At 29.4% G+C, this 19,572-nt stretch carries 19 protein-coding genes; 13 read left to right on the top strand and 6 right to left on the bottom strand.

Annotated features, from left to right (window positions below):
• The first annotated feature begins 50 nt into the window (after positions 1 to 50).
• Positions 51 to 701 carry an HAD family hydrolase gene (locus CRU95_RS12875; protein WP_129101520.1) on the top strand — a complete coding sequence of 217 codons (651 nt, stop codon included), beginning with the start codon at positions 51 to 53 and terminating at the stop codon, positions 699 to 701.
• A gap of 15 nt (positions 702 to 716) precedes the next feature.
• On the opposite strand, the gene CRU95_RS12870 is transcribed toward CRU95_RS12875, so the two are convergent.
• Positions 717 to 1,100, bottom strand: a complete 384-nt coding sequence (locus CRU95_RS12870; protein WP_129101519.1) for a hypothetical protein — start codon at positions 1,098 to 1,100, stop codon at positions 717 to 719.
• A gap of 147 nt (positions 1,101 to 1,247) precedes the next feature.
• Here CRU95_RS12870 and CRU95_RS12865 point away from each other — a divergent pair, with 147 nt between their 5' ends.
• Positions 1,248 to 3,395, top strand: a complete 2,148-nt coding sequence (locus CRU95_RS12865) for a diguanylate cyclase (protein ID WP_258238722.1) — start codon at positions 1,248 to 1,250, stop codon at positions 3,393 to 3,395.
• 44 nt (positions 3,396 to 3,439) lie between these two features.
• Here the strand turns inward: CRU95_RS12865 and CRU95_RS12860 are convergent, their stop codons facing one another.
• Positions 3,440 to 4,123, bottom strand: coding sequence for a lysophospholipid acyltransferase family protein (locus CRU95_RS12860; RefSeq protein ID WP_129101518.1), 684 nt, complete (start codon positions 4,121 to 4,123; stop codon positions 3,440 to 3,442).
• A gap of 118 nt (positions 4,124 to 4,241) precedes the next feature.
• On the opposite strand from CRU95_RS12860, the gene CRU95_RS12855 reads away from it, so the two are divergent.
• Entirely contained in the window at positions 4,242 to 4,430 is a 189-nt protein-coding gene (locus CRU95_RS12855; protein WP_129101517.1) for a hypothetical protein, read from the top strand.
• 27 nt (positions 4,431 to 4,457) lie between these two features.
• On the opposite strand, the gene CRU95_RS12850 is transcribed toward CRU95_RS12855, so the two are convergent.
• Together CRU95_RS12850 and dcm are read right to left on the bottom strand one after the other, a co-directional pair.
• Positions 4,458 to 4,667, bottom strand: coding sequence for a HepT-like ribonuclease domain-containing protein (locus CRU95_RS12850; RefSeq protein ID WP_129101545.1), 210 nt, complete (start codon positions 4,665 to 4,667; stop codon positions 4,458 to 4,460).
• A 164-nt stretch (positions 4,668 to 4,831) separates the two neighbouring features.
• On the bottom strand, positions 4,832 to 5,935 hold the full coding sequence (dcm, locus tag CRU95_RS12845) for a DNA (cytosine-5-)-methyltransferase (RefSeq protein ID WP_258238721.1): 1,104 nt from the start codon (positions 5,933 to 5,935) through the stop codon (positions 4,832 to 4,834).
• A gap of 139 nt (positions 5,936 to 6,074) precedes the next feature.
• Here dcm and CRU95_RS12840 point away from each other — a divergent pair, with 139 nt between their 5' ends.
• On the top strand, positions 6,075 to 7,070 hold the full coding sequence (locus CRU95_RS12840; RefSeq protein ID WP_129101516.1) for a hypothetical protein: 996 nt from the start codon (positions 6,075 to 6,077) through the stop codon (positions 7,068 to 7,070).
• A 112-nt stretch (positions 7,071 to 7,182) separates the two neighbouring features.
• On the opposite strand, the gene CRU95_RS12835 is transcribed toward CRU95_RS12840, so the two are convergent.
• A complete protein-coding gene (locus CRU95_RS12835) occupies positions 7,183 to 8,412 on the bottom strand; it encodes an NAD(P)/FAD-dependent oxidoreductase (RefSeq protein ID WP_129101515.1) in 1,230 nt (409 codons plus the stop codon).
• 263 nt (positions 8,413 to 8,675) lie between these two features.
• Here CRU95_RS12835 and CRU95_RS12830 point away from each other — a divergent pair, with 263 nt between their 5' ends.
• The 3 genes from CRU95_RS12830 to CRU95_RS12820 are packed head-to-tail and all read left to right on the top strand — an operon-like array spanning position 8,676 to position 14,391.
• Positions 8,676 to 9,842: an efflux RND transporter periplasmic adaptor subunit gene (locus CRU95_RS12830; protein WP_129101514.1), complete on the top strand. Its 1,167-nt coding sequence runs from the start codon at positions 8,676 to 8,678 to the stop codon at positions 9,840 to 9,842.
• Positions 9,842 to 12,970: an efflux RND transporter permease subunit gene (locus CRU95_RS12825; RefSeq protein ID WP_129101513.1), complete on the top strand. Its 3,129-nt coding sequence runs from the start codon at positions 9,842 to 9,844 to the stop codon at positions 12,968 to 12,970. The genes CRU95_RS12830 and CRU95_RS12825 overlap by 1 nt, the downstream gene beginning before the upstream one ends.
• Positions 12,967 to 14,391, top strand: a complete 1,425-nt coding sequence (locus tag CRU95_RS12820) for an efflux transporter outer membrane subunit (RefSeq protein ID WP_129101512.1) — start codon at positions 12,967 to 12,969, stop codon at positions 14,389 to 14,391. The genes CRU95_RS12825 and CRU95_RS12820 overlap by 4 nt, the downstream gene beginning before the upstream one ends.
• Here CRU95_RS12820 and CRU95_RS12815 read toward each other — a convergent pair whose 3' ends face one another.
• Positions 14,392 to 14,718 carry a cupin domain-containing protein gene (locus CRU95_RS12815; RefSeq protein WP_129101511.1) on the bottom strand — a complete coding sequence of 109 codons (327 nt, stop codon included), beginning with the start codon at positions 14,716 to 14,718 and terminating at the stop codon, positions 14,392 to 14,394. It lies immediately after the preceding gene.
• A 210-nt stretch (positions 14,719 to 14,928) separates the two neighbouring features.
• Here CRU95_RS12815 and CRU95_RS12810 point away from each other — a divergent pair, with 210 nt between their 5' ends.
• The 6 genes from CRU95_RS12810 (at position 14,929) to cysD (ending at position 19,572) form a co-directional block, all read left to right on the top strand.
• Positions 14,929 to 16,197 carry an O-acetylhomoserine aminocarboxypropyltransferase/cysteine synthase family protein gene (locus CRU95_RS12810; RefSeq protein WP_129101510.1) on the top strand — a complete coding sequence of 423 codons (1,269 nt, stop codon included), beginning with the start codon at positions 14,929 to 14,931 and terminating at the stop codon, positions 16,195 to 16,197.
• A 10-nt stretch (positions 16,198 to 16,207) separates the two neighbouring features.
• On the top strand, positions 16,208 to 16,621 hold the full coding sequence (locus tag CRU95_RS12805) for an Rrf2 family transcriptional regulator (RefSeq protein ID WP_129101509.1): 414 nt from the start codon (positions 16,208 to 16,210) through the stop codon (positions 16,619 to 16,621).
• Between the two features lie 9 nt (positions 16,622 to 16,630).
• Complete coding sequence (gene cysK, locus CRU95_RS12800) at positions 16,631 to 17,560, top strand: cysteine synthase A (protein ID WP_129101508.1); 930 nt, start codon at positions 16,631 to 16,633, stop codon at positions 17,558 to 17,560.
• A gap of 14 nt (positions 17,561 to 17,574) precedes the next feature.
• Positions 17,575 to 17,799, top strand: a complete 225-nt coding sequence (locus CRU95_RS12795) for a DUF2061 domain-containing protein (RefSeq protein WP_129101507.1) — start codon at positions 17,575 to 17,577, stop codon at positions 17,797 to 17,799.
• 8 nt (positions 17,800 to 17,807) lie between these two features.
• Positions 17,808 to 18,509 (top strand): phosphoadenylyl-sulfate reductase, encoded by a 702-nt coding sequence (locus CRU95_RS12790; protein WP_129101506.1) that lies wholly within the window; start codon positions 17,808 to 17,810, stop codon positions 18,507 to 18,509.
• A gap of 151 nt (positions 18,510 to 18,660) precedes the next feature.
• Entirely contained in the window at positions 18,661 to 19,572 is a 912-nt protein-coding gene (gene cysD, locus CRU95_RS12785; RefSeq protein WP_258238720.1) for a sulfate adenylyltransferase subunit CysD, read from the top strand.

Below are 19,572 nucleotides of genomic sequence, written 5' to 3'. Positions count from 1 at the left end.
TATTTAGTTTTTTAATGTAAAATCATTAAAAAAGATTAGGAAAATAATATATGAAATCTCTTATTTTTGATTTGGATGGAACATTAATAAACTCTCTTTTAGACATTGCTCTTAGCATGAATAAAGTATTGGAAAAACATGGCTATGAAACACATGAAATTGACAAATATAACTATTTTGTGGGAGATGGTGCTTTAGTTTTAGTGAAAAATGCTTTACCACAAGATACAACACAAGAAGATGTTCAATTAGTATTAAAAAGTTTTATTGAAATTTATGAACAAAATACTCACAATAATACTTTTGCATATGAAGGTATTTATGAGATGTTAGAAAAATTAGAAAAGTTAAAAATCAAAAAAGCAATATTATCAAATAAACCACACCTATTTACTCTAAAATATATGGAAAACTTATTTAATAATTTTAATTTTCAAGAAATTCATGGACAAAAAAGTGATGTTCCTAAAAAACCAGATCCAACCATGGCTATACAAATTGCTACAAAACTAAACACTCCTTGTAATCAAATCGTATTTATTGGTGACACTTCAACTGATATAAAAACAGCTAAAAATGCGAATATGTTAAGTATTGGCGTAGCTTGGGGATTTAGACCCATTGAAGAATTAAAAGAAGCAGGAGCTGATTTTATTGCATATAAGCCTATGGATATAGTTGATTATGTAACATCATTGTAAAATAGCTTTGCTATTTTACAACTCTACTTCAAAAAATTTTTCATCAATCTTTTTATATTCAGCTACTGAACAAGTTATTTTAAGAGCATTTTTATAATCTGCAAACTCTTTTGTAAATAATTTTTGAAGATCACTAATATTTGCCGTTCTAAAAATAAAATAACCCAATATTTGCTTACCCCTAGAACCTGTTTTTTCTATTCCAAAACTATCAAATTTCCACTCAACACCTTTTGAAAATAAAAACACTTCCCCTAATCTTTTTTCTAATTCATCTCTTACTGAATTATTGTACTCTTTTAAGTGCACATAAAAAGCAACATTTATATTGTATTCATCTTGTGATAATTTACTTTCAAATTCGGTTTGTGGTTTTTGCACTATTTTTGTTTTATCCATAAAAAATCCTCTATAAAATATATTTCTTATTATAATAGGTTATACTTTTTTTTCTATAAAATAAGAACTTAATATTTAAAAAGAAATTTATATAAAAGTAATTCGAAACTTTTACTTGTTATAATGGTTTCTTTATAAGGAATTAAAATGAGAATATTGTTTATACCATTATTTATTTTATTTTATTTATCAATAAATGTAATAGCAGAACCTATTAAATTAACAAAAGATGAAAAAACCTTTATTGCTTCACATCCAATAATCAAAGTGGGGATGATGCCAGACTTTACACCATTTACTTATTATATAAAAAATACACCCGTTGGGTTTGAACATGATTTATTAAATATAATTTCCAAAAGAACAGGCTTAATATTTGAAAGAAAAATAGATAACTGGACAAAAGTATATTCTGCTTTTAAAGATAAAAATATAGATATGGTTACTAGTATTTCATATAAAAAATATCGAGAACCTTTTACTATTTTTACAAGTGCATATTATGAAATACCTATTATGATATTTGTAAGGGATGACTTTGGAGAATATAAGGGAATTAAAAGTCTTAAAGGGAAGAAAGTAGGAGTTTTAAAAGATGTCTTTTATGTCAAAGAATTAGAAGATATGAAGACAATGGACTTAGTCTATTATGACAACTATACTGATTTATTAAATGATTTAGTCTTTGGCAAAATCGATGCCTTGATTCAAAATCTTACAAATATTAATTATCTTATAAAAAAATATTTATACTCTAATGTGAAACTAGCAAGTGAATTAATTCTTCCAAATACAAAAAAAGAGGATTTAAGATTTGGTGTTCAACCTGAAAAACCACTTTTAGCTTCTATTTTAGAAAAAGCTCTTGATTCTTTAAGTAAAAAAGAAAAAGAAGATTTAGTCACTAAGTGGATTGGTTCCATAAAACAGTACAAAGGCGGACATATTGAACTCAACAAAGAACAAAAAGCTTACCTTAATACAAAAGTTATCAAATATTGTATAAATCCTGATGGTATGCCATTTGAAGGACTTAATGAAAAAGGTGAACATACAGGAATGAGTTCAGATTATTATACTTTATTTGAAAAAATGCTATCAGCAAAATTTGAACTTGTTAAAACAAATAACTGGAATGAATCAATCACTTTTATAAAGCAAAAGAAATGTGACATGTTGGCTCTTGGAATGGAAACTCCTGAAAGAAAAAGAAATCTAAACTTTACAAGTAGTTATTTAGAAGTTCCCCTAGTAGTAGCAACAAGAGTTGATGTGCCATTTATAAATCAAATACTAGACTTAGAAAATGAAAAAATTGGTATCATAAAAGGAGATGCTTTTGTAAAGATACTTCGACAGAAGTACCCTTCTTTAAATCTAATAGAAGTAACTGATATAAAAGAAGGTCTAGACAAAGTTAAAGATGGAGAACTATTTGGATATATAGATACCTTGGCTAGTATAGGGTATGAATTTCAACAAAAGTATTTTGGAGAACTTAAAATTGCAGGAAAGATATCTGAAAATTTGAAACTATCAATTGCTATTGTAAAAGAAGATAAGACATTATTAACTATTTTACAAAAAACAGTCAATAAAATAACAAATGAAATGCACAGAGAAATTTTTAGTAAATGGGTTCCTATAAAATACCAAAAAGGTATAGACTATGATTTAGTTTGGAAAATTTCTATTGGGGCTATATTATTTATCATTCTTGTTGTTTATTGGAATAGAAAAATCATACAAACAAATAAGTTATTACAAGAAGCAAAAAAAGATATTGAAGTAAAAAATAAAGAGTTAGAAAAACTTGCAATAACAGACAAATTGACAAATTTATATAATAGAAGAAAATTAGATGAACTATTACAAAATGAGTTAAATAGATCTGAAAGATTTAAACATACATTTGCTGTAACTATTTTAGATATAGATTATTTTAAAAAAGTCAATGATACTTTTGGACACCAAACAGGAGATAAAGTTTTAATAGAAATTTCAAATATATTAAAAACTCATATAAGAACAACAGATTTTGTAGGAAGATTTGGTGGAGAAGAGTTTGTAATAATCTGTCCAGAATCACAAGAAGATGGTGTATTTAATTTAATGGAAAGTATTCGTTTAGATATATCAAACTATGATTTTAAAAATATAGGAAATATAACTGTTAGCTTTGGTATTGCATTATCTAAAGAAAATGATACAGTTGAATCAATTCTAAAAAGAGCAGATGATGCACTTTATGAAGCTAAAAACTTTGGCAGAAATAGAGTTACCGTAAAAGATTAAAAAAGTCCTTGTTTTAAAAGGTAGGTTTTAAAACTGTTTTAAACCTACTCTTTTATAAACTGTTTTCTATAATTTTCTTCTAAAGCGGTCTTATCTTTATAATCAATTATATCACCAATTTCAATCTGAACTCTCAAACCTTTTGTTCTATTGTTAATAGCCTCTTCTAAAACCTCATTTGCATTTGATTTTATATACAAAGGCAAGATAGGCAATCTATTTTTTAAAGCAATTATTCTAGAACCTTCTTTAAAAGAGGACAAAGGGGTATTTTCTTTATTTCTAGTTCCCTCGGGGAAGATAAAAATAGAGTGTCCCTCTTTTACTATTTTTTTAGTATCTTTAAAAAATGGTGCCATATTTGAAGCGTCCCTATCTAATAAGACTGTACCAGCATTTCGTGTAAATGTTCCAAAGAAGAAAGAGTTATATAACTCTTTTTTTGCTACCCAAAAGCCATTGATATTGCTATTTTTTAAAGCAAGTTCAATAATCAAAGGGTCAATAATACTTCTATGATTTGAGACCACTAAATACTGCCCATCAAGTGGCAGTTTTTCTTTATTTATTACTTCAACGCTTATATTTAATTTTCCTAATAATTCTTGGGCATATTCAAGTCGTAAATCAAATATTTCTTGAGAGTTTTTTACTTTTTTTAGTTTAAATCCATATTTATTTGTAAGGTATGTGGCATAAATAGCTATGCTTATTTGTTTGAAATTCAATAATATCCTAGTATTTTTTTTGTATTGTATCTAATTGAACTTAGGGGAATCATTGGTTTTGATTTTACAGTTGACTATTGGATTAAATGTATGATATAAATTAGTTTTAGGAGTGATTATGAATATAGAACAACGCTTTTTATTAAAAGCTATGGAAGATAATAACTTTGTCTGCTTTATGTATGAGCAAGAGAGTTTTAAAAGTGTCAAGATTTTAAAGTTTGAGAATGGTTTGATTTATACGGATAGTGGTAACTTTGAGATAGAGAAGATTAAAAAAGTTGTTGTTTTGAAAGATAGGTTTTAATGAATTAAGCTTATAAAAAAAAGAGACTTAATTATTATTTTTAACTTCTAAAATCTTTCTTTCTATCTCTTCTAGTTCATTAGAACAAATATCAAAAACTGTTTCTGCATCAATATCAACATAATGAAGAGAAATAAAATCTCTTGTTTTAATGATTCTACTCCAATAAGTTTTATCTGCAACTTTTAAAAGAAATTCCTCTTCTCTTTTATTAAGATTTTTTAATGCCTCTTCAATAGCTCAAACAGTTGCCAATCTTGTTTAGAGAAGAGAAAACTAAACGCTCGGCTTCTGCAGATGTGGGGATTTATATTTCTTGAGTTCTTGTTATTAAGTTTAGTTTTAACTCGGATATATTAATAATATATCCTAACTTATTTAACTATTAATTCAAATAAACTTTAATTATTATATATCACTTCATATATCTTTTTTGCAACTTCTCTAACAACATTAACTGGAACAGCATTTCCAAACTGTCTATATAATTGAGTATCTGATACTCCAGCTTTTTTTGCTTTTTCTACTATTTCAGGAGGAAAACCTTGTAACTTAGCTGCTTCTAAAGGAGTTAGCTTTCTAGGATTTTTATTTATTTGCTCAATTAAAATTTCAGAACCATCTTTGTAATATCGAGCTGAAATTGTATTTGTATACTCTGAATCATGATTAAATAATCCATATCCAAATCCATTTCCTTTTTTCTTATGCTCTATTTTTCTTCTTTGATGCCCAGCCCATAATTTATCAGAAATTGTATACTTATCATCAACTATTTTTTCTAAAATATTTCCTAGTTTTGTTTCGACATTTAATTTATTAGGATATTCAAATTTTTCATAATGTCTTTCATCTAAAAAACCAACTATATAAATTCTTTCTCTATTTTGAGGTAAACCAAAATCTCTTGCTGCTAATATTTTTTCTGTCACAAAGTATCCCATAGACTCTAAAGATTCTTTTATAACCTTATAAGTATTACCTTTATCATGCCCTTTTAGTCCTTTTACATTTTCAAGTAAAAAGGCTTTAGGCATTTTACATCGTAAAATTTTTTCAATCTCAAAGAAAAGAGTTCCTCTTGTATCTGTAAAGCCTTTTCTATGTCCAGCTAAACTAAATGGTTGACAAGGAAACCCGCCAACTAATATATCAAACTCTTCTATTTCACACGGTTTAATTTGTGCAATATCCCCTTTAGGCATGTCACCAAAATAAGCTTGATAAGTCATTTTTGCATATTTGTCTATTTCAGAACTTAATACACATTCTCCACCCAATTCATCAAATGGTATTCTTAATCCACCAACTCCAGAAAATAAATCAATAAATTTAAATTTATGTTTTTCTTTTTTATCATCTTCATCTTTTTTCAAATCATTTAAAACTAAATCTGTTATATGCTCTTGAATTGTTGTATCTAATTTTGCACATTTAATTTTTAACTTTATTTTTACATCTTCATCTAATTTTACATGTATTTGTTTTGTAGTATTCATATTCATGGTTTATCTTTTGATTTAAGGTATATAATTATACCCTGATTAATATTATTAGAAAATTAAAAAATACATAAATGAAGTTTCTTTTGATTATCATGTAGATATAATTTACTTAATAACTTTTTATAAGGATTTCATAATAATGCAATTTCAATTTAATAATACTCTAGTAACTATTCAAGAACCTACTAACATAGATTTCAATTTACATAATGCAACCCATTTTTTGCAAGAAGTTTATACTTACTTATATGGATTACTCAATGAAGACAATGGATTATTTCAAATTAATTACGATGAATTAGATACAAACCTAATTCAAAGGTTAATTGATGAAAATAATCCTAGAATAGTTTTAACAAAGATAAATGGGAAAAAAGTTTCAACAACAGAATGGCAGAACAATCCTATACAAAAAGCTTTTGTTTTATTTTTTAGTCAATTTCCAGATTTTAATTTATTATTAAAAAACCTTCATACAGATCCTTCAATAAATATTAAAAATGCAGAAACTTTATTTGGAGAAGCTGTTTCATCACAAAACTTTCTAAACATAAAAAAACAAGTTGACGAAATTAACAATTTAAAGTGGACTAGAGAAAAATCTTTACCAGAAAGACAAGCTGGAGTGTCTATTCTTGGTAATATTTCTGAAACATTACTCGAAACAGCTATGGAATCTCTTATTGATAACACAAACTTCTTCAGAAGTCAAAATCATGATGTACAATCATATGGGGATTTTGTATTAATGTGTTTACCTAATAACTTGTGGATATCTGTAAAATCAAATTTTGCAAGAGAGAGACTATTAGCTTCAGGTTATACTACAGATATTATAGGTGTTGGTTATTTTACAGATTACAATGAGTTTACAAGTCAAATAAAAGTGAGGAACTTTATAAAAGTTGGCTTTTTAGCAATGTATATACCTAATATACCTATTACCGAAAGTCAAATAACAAATGATGTCAGCACATACCAAGAAGCAGTAAATTATTACAATGATAATAATAGAGAATTACCTCTCAATATAAATGGAAAACCATTTTTAAGACCTTTATCTGACTTGTATCACGACCTTAATACTCTTTTACAAATTGACGATATAAAAAGAAGAACAACCGTCAGATATTAAAATAACTAATTTTATTCAAGTTCAAGGCAGATAGAATTTTTTGGGCGGAGCATACTAGAAGTATGTGACAACTAAAAAATTCGTATCGAACGCAGAAATTGAATGAAAGTAGTTATTTTTTAGCAAGGCTGATGCCTGCTAAGTAGCCTGACGCCCATGCAAAATGCAAGTTATATCCACCTCTGTTTCCCACTATATCCAGCACCTCTCCTGCTAAATACAACCCTTCCACTTTCTTACTCTCAAAAGTTTTATTATCCACCTCATCGGTTCTCACTCCTCCACCACTTGCTTCTGCGTGTTTGAAACCTTGGGTGTCTGTGATTTTAAATCTCCAGTTTGTGAGAGTATTTATTATACTTCTTATTTGTTTGGCATTTATATCTTTTGCTTTTACCTCTTTGTCTATGCCATTTATTTGACATATTACTGGAGAGAGCTTATTTGATACTATTCCTGTTAGTAGTAAAACTGCATTTGAGTTTGGTAAGGTTTTAAATAGATTTTCTATTTGTCCTAAAAGTTCATTTCGGCTTATATTTGGGAAAAGATTTATTGAAACTTGAACATCTTGGTAAAGGCTTAGCGGATATACTGCATGTTGTGAAATATCCAGAATAGCAAATCCTGATAAGCCGTATTTTGTGAAAAGTACATCACCGTATATTTCACACTCTTTTTTTCCATCTAAGTATAAAGAGACATTTGCCTCTTTTTTTACTCCTTGTATTCTTGAAGCTTGCTCAAAATCTGTGTGAAGTCCTACAAGTGAGGGGTAAGTTAGGTTATATGTGTGTCCGAAATTTTGAGCTATGTTCATACCCTCTTCTGTGGCATTTAGTTGGGGTGCTGCTCCTAGCCCTGAGCTTATAAGTACTTTGTCATAATCTTTAAACTCATTGTGTGTACTTTTTACTGTGAATTTATTTTCTTGTTTTTTTATGTCTATTACTTTTGTCTCTAGGATTAGGTTTATTCCTAGATTTTCAAGTTCATTTTCTAATAGGCTTACTACTGATTTTGCTTCATTTGATAGTGGATATACTTTGTTTGTCTCTTTTATATCTAGTAACAAGCCAATACTTTTACAAAACTTTTCAAAGGCTTTATAGTCAAACTCTTTTAAGGCATATCTTGTAAACTCTGGTTTTTCACCTATGAAGTTTTCTACTCTTGCTTGGGTATTTGAGATATTACATCTTCCATTTCCACTTGCCAGTATTTTTTTACCTATTGCGTTATTGTTATCAAAGAGGTCTATTTTTATATTTTTATTTAATCTTTTGGCAGTAATGGCTGCTATTATTCCTGCTGCCCCTGCTCCTATTATTGCTATTTTCAAAGTATGCCTTTATCTTTATGCTTTGGATTATACACTTTTTATGTTTTGATTTTATTCAAGCAAAGAGCATAGTTCTTACAAAGTCTTTCTTATATACAAAGTGGAGTTATTTGTATTTCTTTTAAAATAAGAATAAGATACCATTTTAAAGCCCTTTGCTTATTTCGTAATTATATGCATTGTAATTAAGTTTACTTTTTGTTAATATAATATTAATAATATATGCTAATATATAAGCCCATATAAAGTGAAGGAATAAACCATTGAATAATTATAAAACAAGAAATTACTTATTTGTTAGTGTACTTACATTAGTCATTATTTTTAATGGATGTACAGAACAAAATGAAAAGAAATCACCTACTAAAAGAGTAACAGAAGTTGGAACTTATACAATAAATGAAAAAGAAATTACACTACAAAAAGAACTTCCAGGAAGAACGGTTATTGCTTTAAACTCAGAAATTCGTCCTCAAATTGATGGAATAATTGAGCATCAACTATTTAAAGAAGGTTCAACTGTAAAAAAAGGTGATGTTTTATATAAAGTAGTTTCATCAAGTTATAAAGCAACATATAATCAAACAAAAGCAGCATATGAAAATGTCTTAGCAAATGTTAAAGCAGCAAAACTAAAAGATGAAAGATACGAAGACTTATTGAAAATTGATGGTGTTTCAAAACAAGATTATGAAGATGCACATGTTGCATATTTACAAGCATTAGCAAGCGTTGAAGAGAAAAAAGCTGCAATGCAAAGTGCTAAAATTGATTTAGAATATACACAAATAAAATCTCCTATTTCTGGACATATTGGTATATCAACGGTAACAGAGGGTGCTCTTGTTACAGCACAACAAACAACTGCCTTAGCTACTGTTAGATCACTTGATCCTATTTATGTTGATTTTACTCAATCAAGTGTCCAAATGCTAAATTTACGAAAATTTTTAAAACAAAAAGATATAAAAGCAGCAAGTGAAACAGTAAGTTTAAAACTTGAAGATGGCTCAATATATGAGAATCAAGGGAAATTTAAACTGCAAGAATTGACAGTAGATGAAGCAACTGGTTCTGTTACTCTAAGAGCACAATTTCCAAATCCAAAAAATATATTATTACCAGGAATGTATGTAAATATTATAGTTAACGAAGCTATTAATACAAAAGCTATTTTAGTACCGCAACAAGGTGTAACTTTTGATCCAAAAGGAAATGCTACAGCAATGGTAGTAAATAAAAATAATAAAGTTGAACAAAAGAAAATAGTAATTGATAGAGCGATTAAAGATTATTGGTTAATAAAAGATGGATTTAATGTAGGTGATCATTTGATTGTTGAAGGTTTAAATAAAATCAAAGTCGGTGATGAAGTTAAAGATATAGATTTATCATCAAAATTTATATTTAATAGTTCTAAAATAATCTAATGGGAGCTTTTTTTATAAATAGACCCATTTTTGCTTGGGTTATTTCAATCGTAATAATGTTAGGTGGATTAGGTTCTATTTTCAATTTACCTGTTGCCCAATATCCCGATATTGCTCCACCTACAATTAGAATTGCTACTACATATACAGGTGCTTCTGCCCAAACTGTTGAAAATAGTGTTACTCAATTATTAGAACAACAATTAACAGGATTAGATGGTTTATTATATTTTTCCTCTTCAAGTGATTCGTCAGGAAAAGTATCTATAAATGTATCTTTTGAACAAGGAACAGACCCAGATACTGCGCAAGTTCAAGTTCAAAATAAAATTTCTCAAGTAACAACTAGATTACCCAATACTGTTCAAGAACAAGGGGTTAATGTTACAAAATCGCAAACAGATTACTTGATGATTGCTGCACTATATGATGAAACAGACAAAGCAACAGCTTCTGATATTTCTGATTATTTAGTAAGTAACATACAAGATACTGTTGCAAGAGTAGAAGGAGTTGGGAGTATTAGAGTTTTTGGTTCTCAATATGCTATGCGTATTTGGTTGGACCCTTCAAAACTTTTATCATACAAACTTATGCCCTCAGACATAGCAACAGCTATTAAAACTCAAAATGTTCAGGTTTCAGCAGGAGATATTGGAGCAATGCCTACCTTGCCTAACCAACAATTAAATGCAACTGTAACTGCTGAATCAAAATTACAAACTCCCCAACAATTTAAAAATATCATTATAAAGCATGATACAAATGGTGCTTTAGTTCGTCTTTCTGATGTAGCAAGGGTAGAAATAGGAAATGAAATATACAAAAACATAACAAGATTAAATGGACATCCTGCATCAGGACTTGCTGTTATGCTATCATCAGGAGCAAATGCACTTAATACTGCAAAAAGAGTTCGAGAGGTACTTACTTCATTACAACATAATATGCCAGATGGTTATAAAATTGCTTATCCAGTTGATAGCACTAAATTTATTAGTATCTCTATAAATGAAGTTGTAAAGACTTTAATAGAAGCAATAATACTTGTAGTTCTTGTAGTTTTTCTCTTTTTACAAAGTTGGAGAGCTACTATTATACCAGCAATCGCTGTTCCTGTTGTACTTTTAGGTACATTTGGGGTTCTTCAAATTTTTGGGTATTCAATAAATACTTTGACAATGTTTGGAATGGTTTTATCCATTGGTTTACTTGTTGATGATGCTATTGTTGTAATTGAAAATGTTGAGAGAATCATGAGAGAAAAAGGTGCTTCTGCCCATGATGCTACAGTTGAATCAATGAAAGAAGTAAGTACTGTATTAATAGGTATTGCTGTTGTTCTTTCTGCTGTATTCTTACCTATGGCATTTTTTAGTGGTTCAACGGGTGTTATTTATCGACAATTTTCTATTACAATAGTCTCTTCTATGATTTTATCAGTTATTGTTGCTTTAACTTTGACACCAGCTTTATGTGCTTCATTGTTAAATTCAAATCATTTAGATAAAGATACAGGTTTTTTCCATTGGTTTAATAATACTTTTGAATCCATTACTAAAAAATATGAAAAAAGAGTTTTTAATGTATTAATAAAACCAAAAAGATGGATGTTTTTATATCTAATAATTATAGTAGCAATGTCGTATTTAACATATAAACTTCCTACTAGCTTTTTACCCTTAGAGGATCAAGGTAAAGTAATGGCTCAAATTTCATTACCAGAAGGTGCTTCAATAAAAAGAACTGATGAAATAGCAAAAAAAGTAGAAGATTATTTTTTGAATAAAGAAAAAGATAATGTAGAATCTATTTTTACTATCTCAGGATTTAACTTTAGTGGAAGTGGTCAAAATGCAGGGATGGCTTTTCTTTCTTTAAAAGATTGGGATGAAAGAAAAGATAGTGCAGGTACAATAGTAAATCGTACCAATCGAGAACTATCGACAACTAGAGATGCTAGCATCTTTGCTTTAAATCCTCCTTCAATAAGAGGATTAGGGAATACCAATGGTTTTACGTTTCAACTTCAAGCAAGTGCGGGGACAAATAGAGAGACATTAAAACAAATGAGAGATACTTTATTAGATAATGCTGCAAAAGATACTCTTCTAACTAGAGTTAGATTAGGAAGTATGTCTGAAACTCCACAACTACACATTAACATCGATCATGAAAAAGCAGTTTCTTTGGGGCTTAATTTATCAGATATTAATTCCACTTTAAATGCAGCATGGGCAGGAAGTTATGTAAATGACTTTATTGATAGAGGTCGAGTGAAAAAAGTATACATCCAAGGTGATGCAGCCTTTCGTTCTGCCCCAGATGATCTTTACAAATGGTATATAAGAAGTAATGATAATGAAAGTATGACTCCTTTTTCAACTTTTGCAACAACAAAATGGACTTATGGACCTGAGAGTTTATCAAGATATAATGGTTTAGCTTCTTATGAGATACAAGGGTCAGGTTCGCAAGGAGTAAGTTCAGGAATTGCTATGGAAGAGATGTCAAAATTAGCTAAAGAACTTCCTAAAGGTTCTAGTTTTTCTTGGAGTGGATTATCTTATCAAGAGTACCTTTCAAGTGGGCAAAGTGCACTTTTATATTCAATATCTATTTTAGTTGTTTTCTTATGCCTTGCCGCACTTTATGAGAGTTGGTCTATTCCTTTTTCTGTTTTATTAGTTATTCCATTAGGAATAATTGGGGCTGTTACAATTACCTCTATTAGAGGATTAGATAATGATGTTTATTTTCAAGTTGCCCTACTAACTGTAATTGGATTATCCTCTAAAAATGCAATTTTGATTGTAGAGTTTGTGGAAGTTGCATATAAAGAGGGGCGTTCATTAATAGATGCAGCAGTAGAAGGGGCAAGATTAAGATTTAGACCTATTTTAATGACATCATTAGCCTTTGTTGTTGGAGTTTTACCACTTGCTGTTTCAACTGGTGCTGGTGCAAATAGTAGAATAGCAATAGGAACAGGAATTGTAGGAGGAACTCTTAGCGCTACAATTCTTGGAGTATTTATGATTCCATTATTTTATGTTTTAATAAGTTCAATATTTAGAAGAAATAAAAAAGCAAATGCAAAAACAATTGAAAAAGGAGAAAATCAATGAAAATAAATAAACTAATCCATATATTTATCTCTTTTTCTTTATCATTTTTTCTTAGTGCTTGTAGTTTAATAGACTCAAACTATAAACAACCAACAGCTCCTGTACCAGTAAATTGGCCTAAAGGTGAAGCATATAAAGAGCAAATAAATCCAAATATAAATAAAGCCCTTGTATGGGAAAATATGATTTTAGATGAAAAGCTTAAAAAAGTTATTAAAATAGCACTTAGCCAAAATCGTTCAATAAAAGAATCAATAGCAAATATAGAATCTGCAAGAGCCACATATAAAGTACAACATGCAGGAGAATTTCCATCAATTGATGCAGGAGTTTCTGGTACTAAAGCTCGTTCATTAAATAGTTCAAACTCTAACAAAGATACATCAAGTATCTCTGAAAATTATAAAGCAACTGTTGGTTTAAGCTCATATGAACTAGACTTTTTTGGAAAAGCAAGAAATTTATCTAAGGCAGATTTTCAAAAGTATTTATCTGTACAAGAAGCTCAAAAAGTTACTAGAATAACTACTATTGCAGAAGTAACAAATGCTTGGTTAACCTTAGCTGCTGACAAAAGCTTACTAGATTTTGCAAAAGAGACTTTAAATAGTAGTAAAAAAAGTTTGGACATTGTACAACAAAGAGTTAAATTAGGTGTAGATTCAAAAGTTACTCTTTATAATGTTCAAACAGTTTATTACCAAGCACTAGCAGACATTGAAAAATATAAAACTCAAGTTGCACAAGACTTAAATGCACTTAATTTATTAGTAGGTGAAAATGTAAAAGAAGAGTTATTGCCCTCTTCTTTAGATGAGAAAAAAGAGTATTTAGCAACTATTCCAGTTGGTTTATCTTCTGATGTTTTATTAAATCGTCCAGATATATTACAAGCTGAACATGATTTAAAAGCTGCAAATGCAAATATTAGTGTTGCAAGAGCTGCTTACTTTCCTTCTATTTCTATTACTACAAGTGCTGGAATTGCTAGTAGTGCTTTAAATAATCTTTTCACAGGAGGAGCTGCTTCTATTTGGTCTTTTGTTCCAAGTATCTCTTTACCAATTTTTGATTGGGGTTCAAAAGGGGCTTCTTTGGATTATGCTAAGTCCCAAAGAAATATGTACATAGCCAAATATGAATTTGCTATTCAAACTGCTTTTAAAGAAGTTGCAGATGCCCTTGCTAGATTTGGAACAATAGAAAATCAATTAAATGCACAAAAAAACCTAGTAGATGTATCTAAAAATAGCTTTTTCCTTTCACAGAAACGATATAAATCAGGAATTGATACTTATTTAAATGCCTTAAGCTCACAAAGAAATTTATATAATGTAGAACAAAACTTAATATCTTTGCGTTTAACTAAAATCAATAATCGTGTAACTTTATATAGAGTTTTAGCAAATGATGATAAATAATTAATTATTATTATAAAAAATAGCTAGCCAAATTGTGGGCTGGCTTGTCGAAGTATATTTTATTCTATGTTTTTCCCTTGCTTTTATATCTAAGAAATCACCTTTTTTTAATTCAACTTCTCTTTTATCTTCAAACTCAAGAATAGCATCACCTTCTAAAACTAATATAAACTCATTTTCATCTTGCTCATACCAAAAGTTATCTTCACTTTTTTGTCCATTTGAAACAATTCTTTCAACTCTAACACTTTTTTCTCTTAATAAAGTGATATATTCTTCATTATTTTTATCAACAATAACTTTATCAAATATATTTTTTTTCTTCATTTTCTCTCTTTTTATAATTCTTATAAAAATAGTCAAGATTATTTTTATATAAAAATTAAATATTTTAGATTATAAAAAGCCTATATAATAGCTTTTTATAAGATTTTATATACCTAAGTGTATTAATCACTATTAAATTACTTGACATTAAATGAAAAATATATTACAATTTCACTATAGATTTAATATGATATACAAAAAGGAATAAATATGCAACAAGATACTATTGCAGTCCATGCAGGTTATAATAAAAAAGAGGGATGGGGAACAATGAATGTTCCTATTGCTCAAACTACTGCTTTTGCATTTAGAGATGCAGAGCATGCAGCTAATTTATTTGCCCTTAAAGAGTTAGGGTCTATTTATACAAGACTTACAAATCCTACTACTGATGTATTAGAACAAAGATTTGCACAACTTGAAGGAGGAGCTGCTGCTTTATGTGTAGCTTCAGGGCAAAGTTCAATCTTTTATGCTATTGCAAATGTGGCAAGTGCAGGAGATAATATCATCATCTCTGACAAATTATATGGTGGGGCAGTTACTCTTTTAACTCATACTCTTAAAAGATTTGGTATAGAAGCTAGAGTATTTAGAGTAGCTGATGCTTCTAATTTAGAAGAACAAATTGATGATAAAACAAAAGCAATCTTTTTTGAATCATTATCTAATCCACAAATAGCTGTTGCAGATGTTGAAGGAATAGTTTCTATTGCTAAAAGAAAAGGTGTTTTAACTGTTTGTGATAATACAGTTGCAAGTGCTACTTTATTTAATCCAATCAAATGGGGAGTTGATATAGTAGTTCATTCAACATCAAAATATACAAATGGACAAGGTAGTGCTATTGGTGGGATTATTGTTGAAAGAGATGGTTTATCAGAATTTTTCAAAGAAAATTCTTCAAGATATCCAGAATTTAATGAGCCAGACCCATCATACCATGGTTTAGTTTATGTGGATGTTCCTCTTCCAAACTTTTGTTTAAGAGCAAGATTATCATTACTTAGAGATTTTGGAGCAGCACAATCTCCACATAACTCTTGGATATTACTACAAACTTTAGAGACTCTAAGTTTAAGAATGGATAAACACTCAAGTAGTACTTTAGAAGTTGCAAAATTCTTAGAATCACATCCAAAAGTTAAATCAGTAAACTATCCAGGGTTAGAATCAAATGCTGATTATAAAAAAGCACAAAAATATTTCAAAGATGGAAAATCATCTGGACTATTATCTTTTGAAGCACAATCTTATGAAGATGCTAAAAAAATAATTGATAGTGCAAAACTATTTTCAGTTGTGGTAAATATTGGTGATTCTAAATCATTAATTGTACATCCAGCTTCTACAACTCATTCACAAATGAATGAAGAAGAGTTGATAAAAGCAGGTGTTAATCCTTCAACTGTTAGGCTTTCGATTGGATTAGAAGATCCAATTGATTTAATTGAAGATTTAACTCAAGCGTTAAATTAAAGATGAGATTATGGCTTTAATCTCCTCAAAAGGTGTGTATGGACTTGCTGCCATGCATGAATTGTTACAAAATGAAGAGAACAAACCAATGCAAAGTAGAGAGATATCAGCAAGAGCTGATATTCCTCAAAGTTATTTAGAACAACTTCTAGGGAAACTTAAACATGCGGGTTTGGTTTTAAGTACAAGAGGTTCAAAAGGTGGCTATATGTTAGCTAAAGATCCAAAAGATATACTTATCAAGGATATTATTATTGCTTTAGAAGATGATATAAAAATCATTGATTCAAAAAGTAATAACCCTATTTTGAATATATTTTTTGACGAAACAAAAGAAAAAACAAAAAAACTATTTAACTTGTCGCTGAAAGATTTAACACAGTATCAAGATAAATATAATCAATACTTACACTACAATATTTAGGAGAAAATTATGAAATATGCAAATGATGTAACAGAATTAATTGGAAATACGCCTTTAGTAAAATTAAAAAAAGCAAGCGTAAATGGAACAACAGTTTTAGGTAAATGTGAATTTATGAATCCAACTCACTCAGTAAAAGATAGAATTGGATTTAATATGGTTAATGAAGCGATTAAAGCTGGGAAAATAACAGAAGGAACAACTGTAATTGAACCAACAAGTGGAAATACTGGTATTGCTTTAGCATCTGTTTGTGCAGCAAAAGGTATCAAACTAATTCTTACTATGCCTTCAAGCATGAGTATTGAAAGAAGAAAACTTTTAAAAGCCCTTGGAGCTCAAATTGTATTAACTGAGCCTGAAAAAGGTATGAAAGGTGCAGTTGAGAAAGCTAATGAATTAAGTGAATCACTTGATAATTCAATTGTATTACAACAATTTGCAAATGAAGCAAATCCAGATATTCATAGAAAAACTACAGCATTAGAAATTTTAAAAGATACAGAAGATAAAGTTGATGTTTTAGTTATTGCAATTGGTACAGGAGGAAGTATTACAGGTATTTCAGAAGTTGTAAAAGCAAAAAATCCAAATGTAAAAGTAATAGCTGTTGAACCTACTGATTCTCCAGTACTTTCAGGTGGGAATCCTGGTCCTCATAAAATTCAAGGTATTGGTGCTGGATTTGTTCCTGCTGTATTAAATACAAAAATTTATGATGAAATTATCACTGTGTCAAATGACGATGCAATGGAAACTGCTAGAAACTTAGCAAAAGACGAGGGATTATTAGTAGGTATTAGTGCGGGAGCTAATGTATTTGCTTCAACTGCTCTTGCTCAAAGAGAAGAGAATAAAGGTAAAACAATAGTTACTATTCTTTGTGATACAGGGGAAAGATATTTAAGTACTCCATTATATCAATTAGATGATGAATAGGATTAAATAAAAAGATGGCAGAAAAGGCTTATAGATCTATTGTTAAAACTATTTCGTGGAGAACAGTAGGAACTCTAGATACCATGATTATCTCATATTTTATTACAGGCGACCTTGTTATGGCCGCCTCTATAGGTTCTATTGAAGTTTTTACAAAAATGATTCTATATTATTTTCACGAAAGAGCTTGGAATAAAATCTCTTTTGGGAAAGTTAAAGAGCCAGATTATCAGATTTAGGAAAGAAAATGATAGATGTAATAAAAGAATTAAACAAAAAATTAGAAGATAGTAGTACTGAAGAGATTTTAAAATTTTTTATGAATGAATACAAAAATGAAGTAGCATTATCTTCTAGTTTTGGAGCAGAAGACCAAGTTTTAACTCATATGATGTTAGAACATGATAAAAGTGCAAATATATTTACACTGGATACAGGAAGACTTCCATATGAAACATATAATGTTATGGATAGTACAAATTTAAAATATAATATAAAAGTAAATGTTTTTTTTCCTAACAATGAAAATGTAGAAGAGCTTTATAAAAGTCATGGAATAAATGGTTTTTATGAATCTATAGATAATAGAAAATCATGCTGTAATATAAGAAAAATTGAACCACTTAAAAGAGCATTGAAGCCATTAAAAGTTTGGATTACAGGTTTAAGAGCATCACAAAGTGTTACAAGAGTTGAGATGCCATTAGTTGAATGGGATGATAATTTTCAAGTAATAAAAGTAAACCCTCTAATATCTTGGAGCGAAGAAGATGTATGGAAATTTATAAAAGAAAACAAAGTTCCATACAATAAACTTCATGACCAAGGCTATCCAAGTATTGGATGTGCACCATGTACAAGGGCTGTAAAAGAAGGTGAAGATATTAGAAGTGGAAGATGGTGGTGGGAAAACCCAGAACATAAAGAGTGTGGCTTACACGCAAAATAGAAACATAAAGCTTTGTTCTCAAAGCCCTTTAGGTTTTCTCAAAGAGAGTGTAAACACAAGGCTACTTTTAAGGATTTTTATAAATCCTGTTAAAAAGTAGTTATTAAATAATAGGTTCCCTTTTAAAGGGGAACAATTTAAAAGGAAAATGATGATTAGTAAAGAAAGACTTACACATTTAAAGCAACTAGAAGCTGAATCTATTCATATCATGAGGGAAGTTATAGCAGAATTTCAAAATCCTGCAATGCTTTACTCTGTAGGAAAAGATTCTTCTGTAATGTTACACATTTTACAAAAAGCCTTTTATCCAGCTCCTCCACCGCTTCCATTGGTACATGTTGATACAACATGGAAGTTTAAAGAGATGATAGAGTTCAGAGATAGACGAGCTAAAGAAGTTGGAATGGAATTAATTGTTTACTCTAATCCAAAAGGTTTAGAAATGAATATCTCTCCTTTTACTCATGGTTCAGCAGTCCACACTGATATTATGAAAACAGAAGGTCTAAAAAATATGCTTAATATCCAAAAATTTGATGCAGTTTTTGGAGGAGCTAGAAGAGATGAAGAAAAATCTCGGGCAAAAGAGAGAATCTATTCATTTAGAGATGAAAATCATAGATGGGATCCAAAAAACCAAAGACCAGAGCTTTGGAATATCTACAATGGAAGACACACAAAAGGTGAGTCTATTCGAGTTTTCCCTATATCTAACTGGACTGAGCTTGATATTTGGCAATATATCTATTTAGAAGGTATTCCTATTCCTGATTTATATTTTTCTAAAGAGAGAGAAGTTGTGGAATACATGGGTACTAAAATCATGGTTGATGATGATAGAATGCCTGAAGAATTACGAAAGACTGCAAAAAAAGAGATGGTTAGATTTAGAACACTTGGGTGTTATCCTTTAACAGGTGCAGTTAATAGTGAAGCAACAACATTGCCTGAGATTATTCAAGAGATGTTGATTTGTACAACTAGTGAGAGACAAGGAAGACTTATAGATAGTGATGGTGAAGCATCAATGGAGAAGAAAAAACAAGAGGGGTATTTTTAA

Origin of the sequence: Arcobacter sp. F2176 (assembly GCF_004116465.1) — a bacterium.
GTDB classification, from domain to species: domain Bacteria; phylum Campylobacterota; class Campylobacteria; order Campylobacterales; family Arcobacteraceae; genus Arcobacter; species Arcobacter siniprincipis.
Note: the sequence above shows the minus strand (reverse complement) of the source record. Positions and strands in the feature narration are given on the sequence as shown.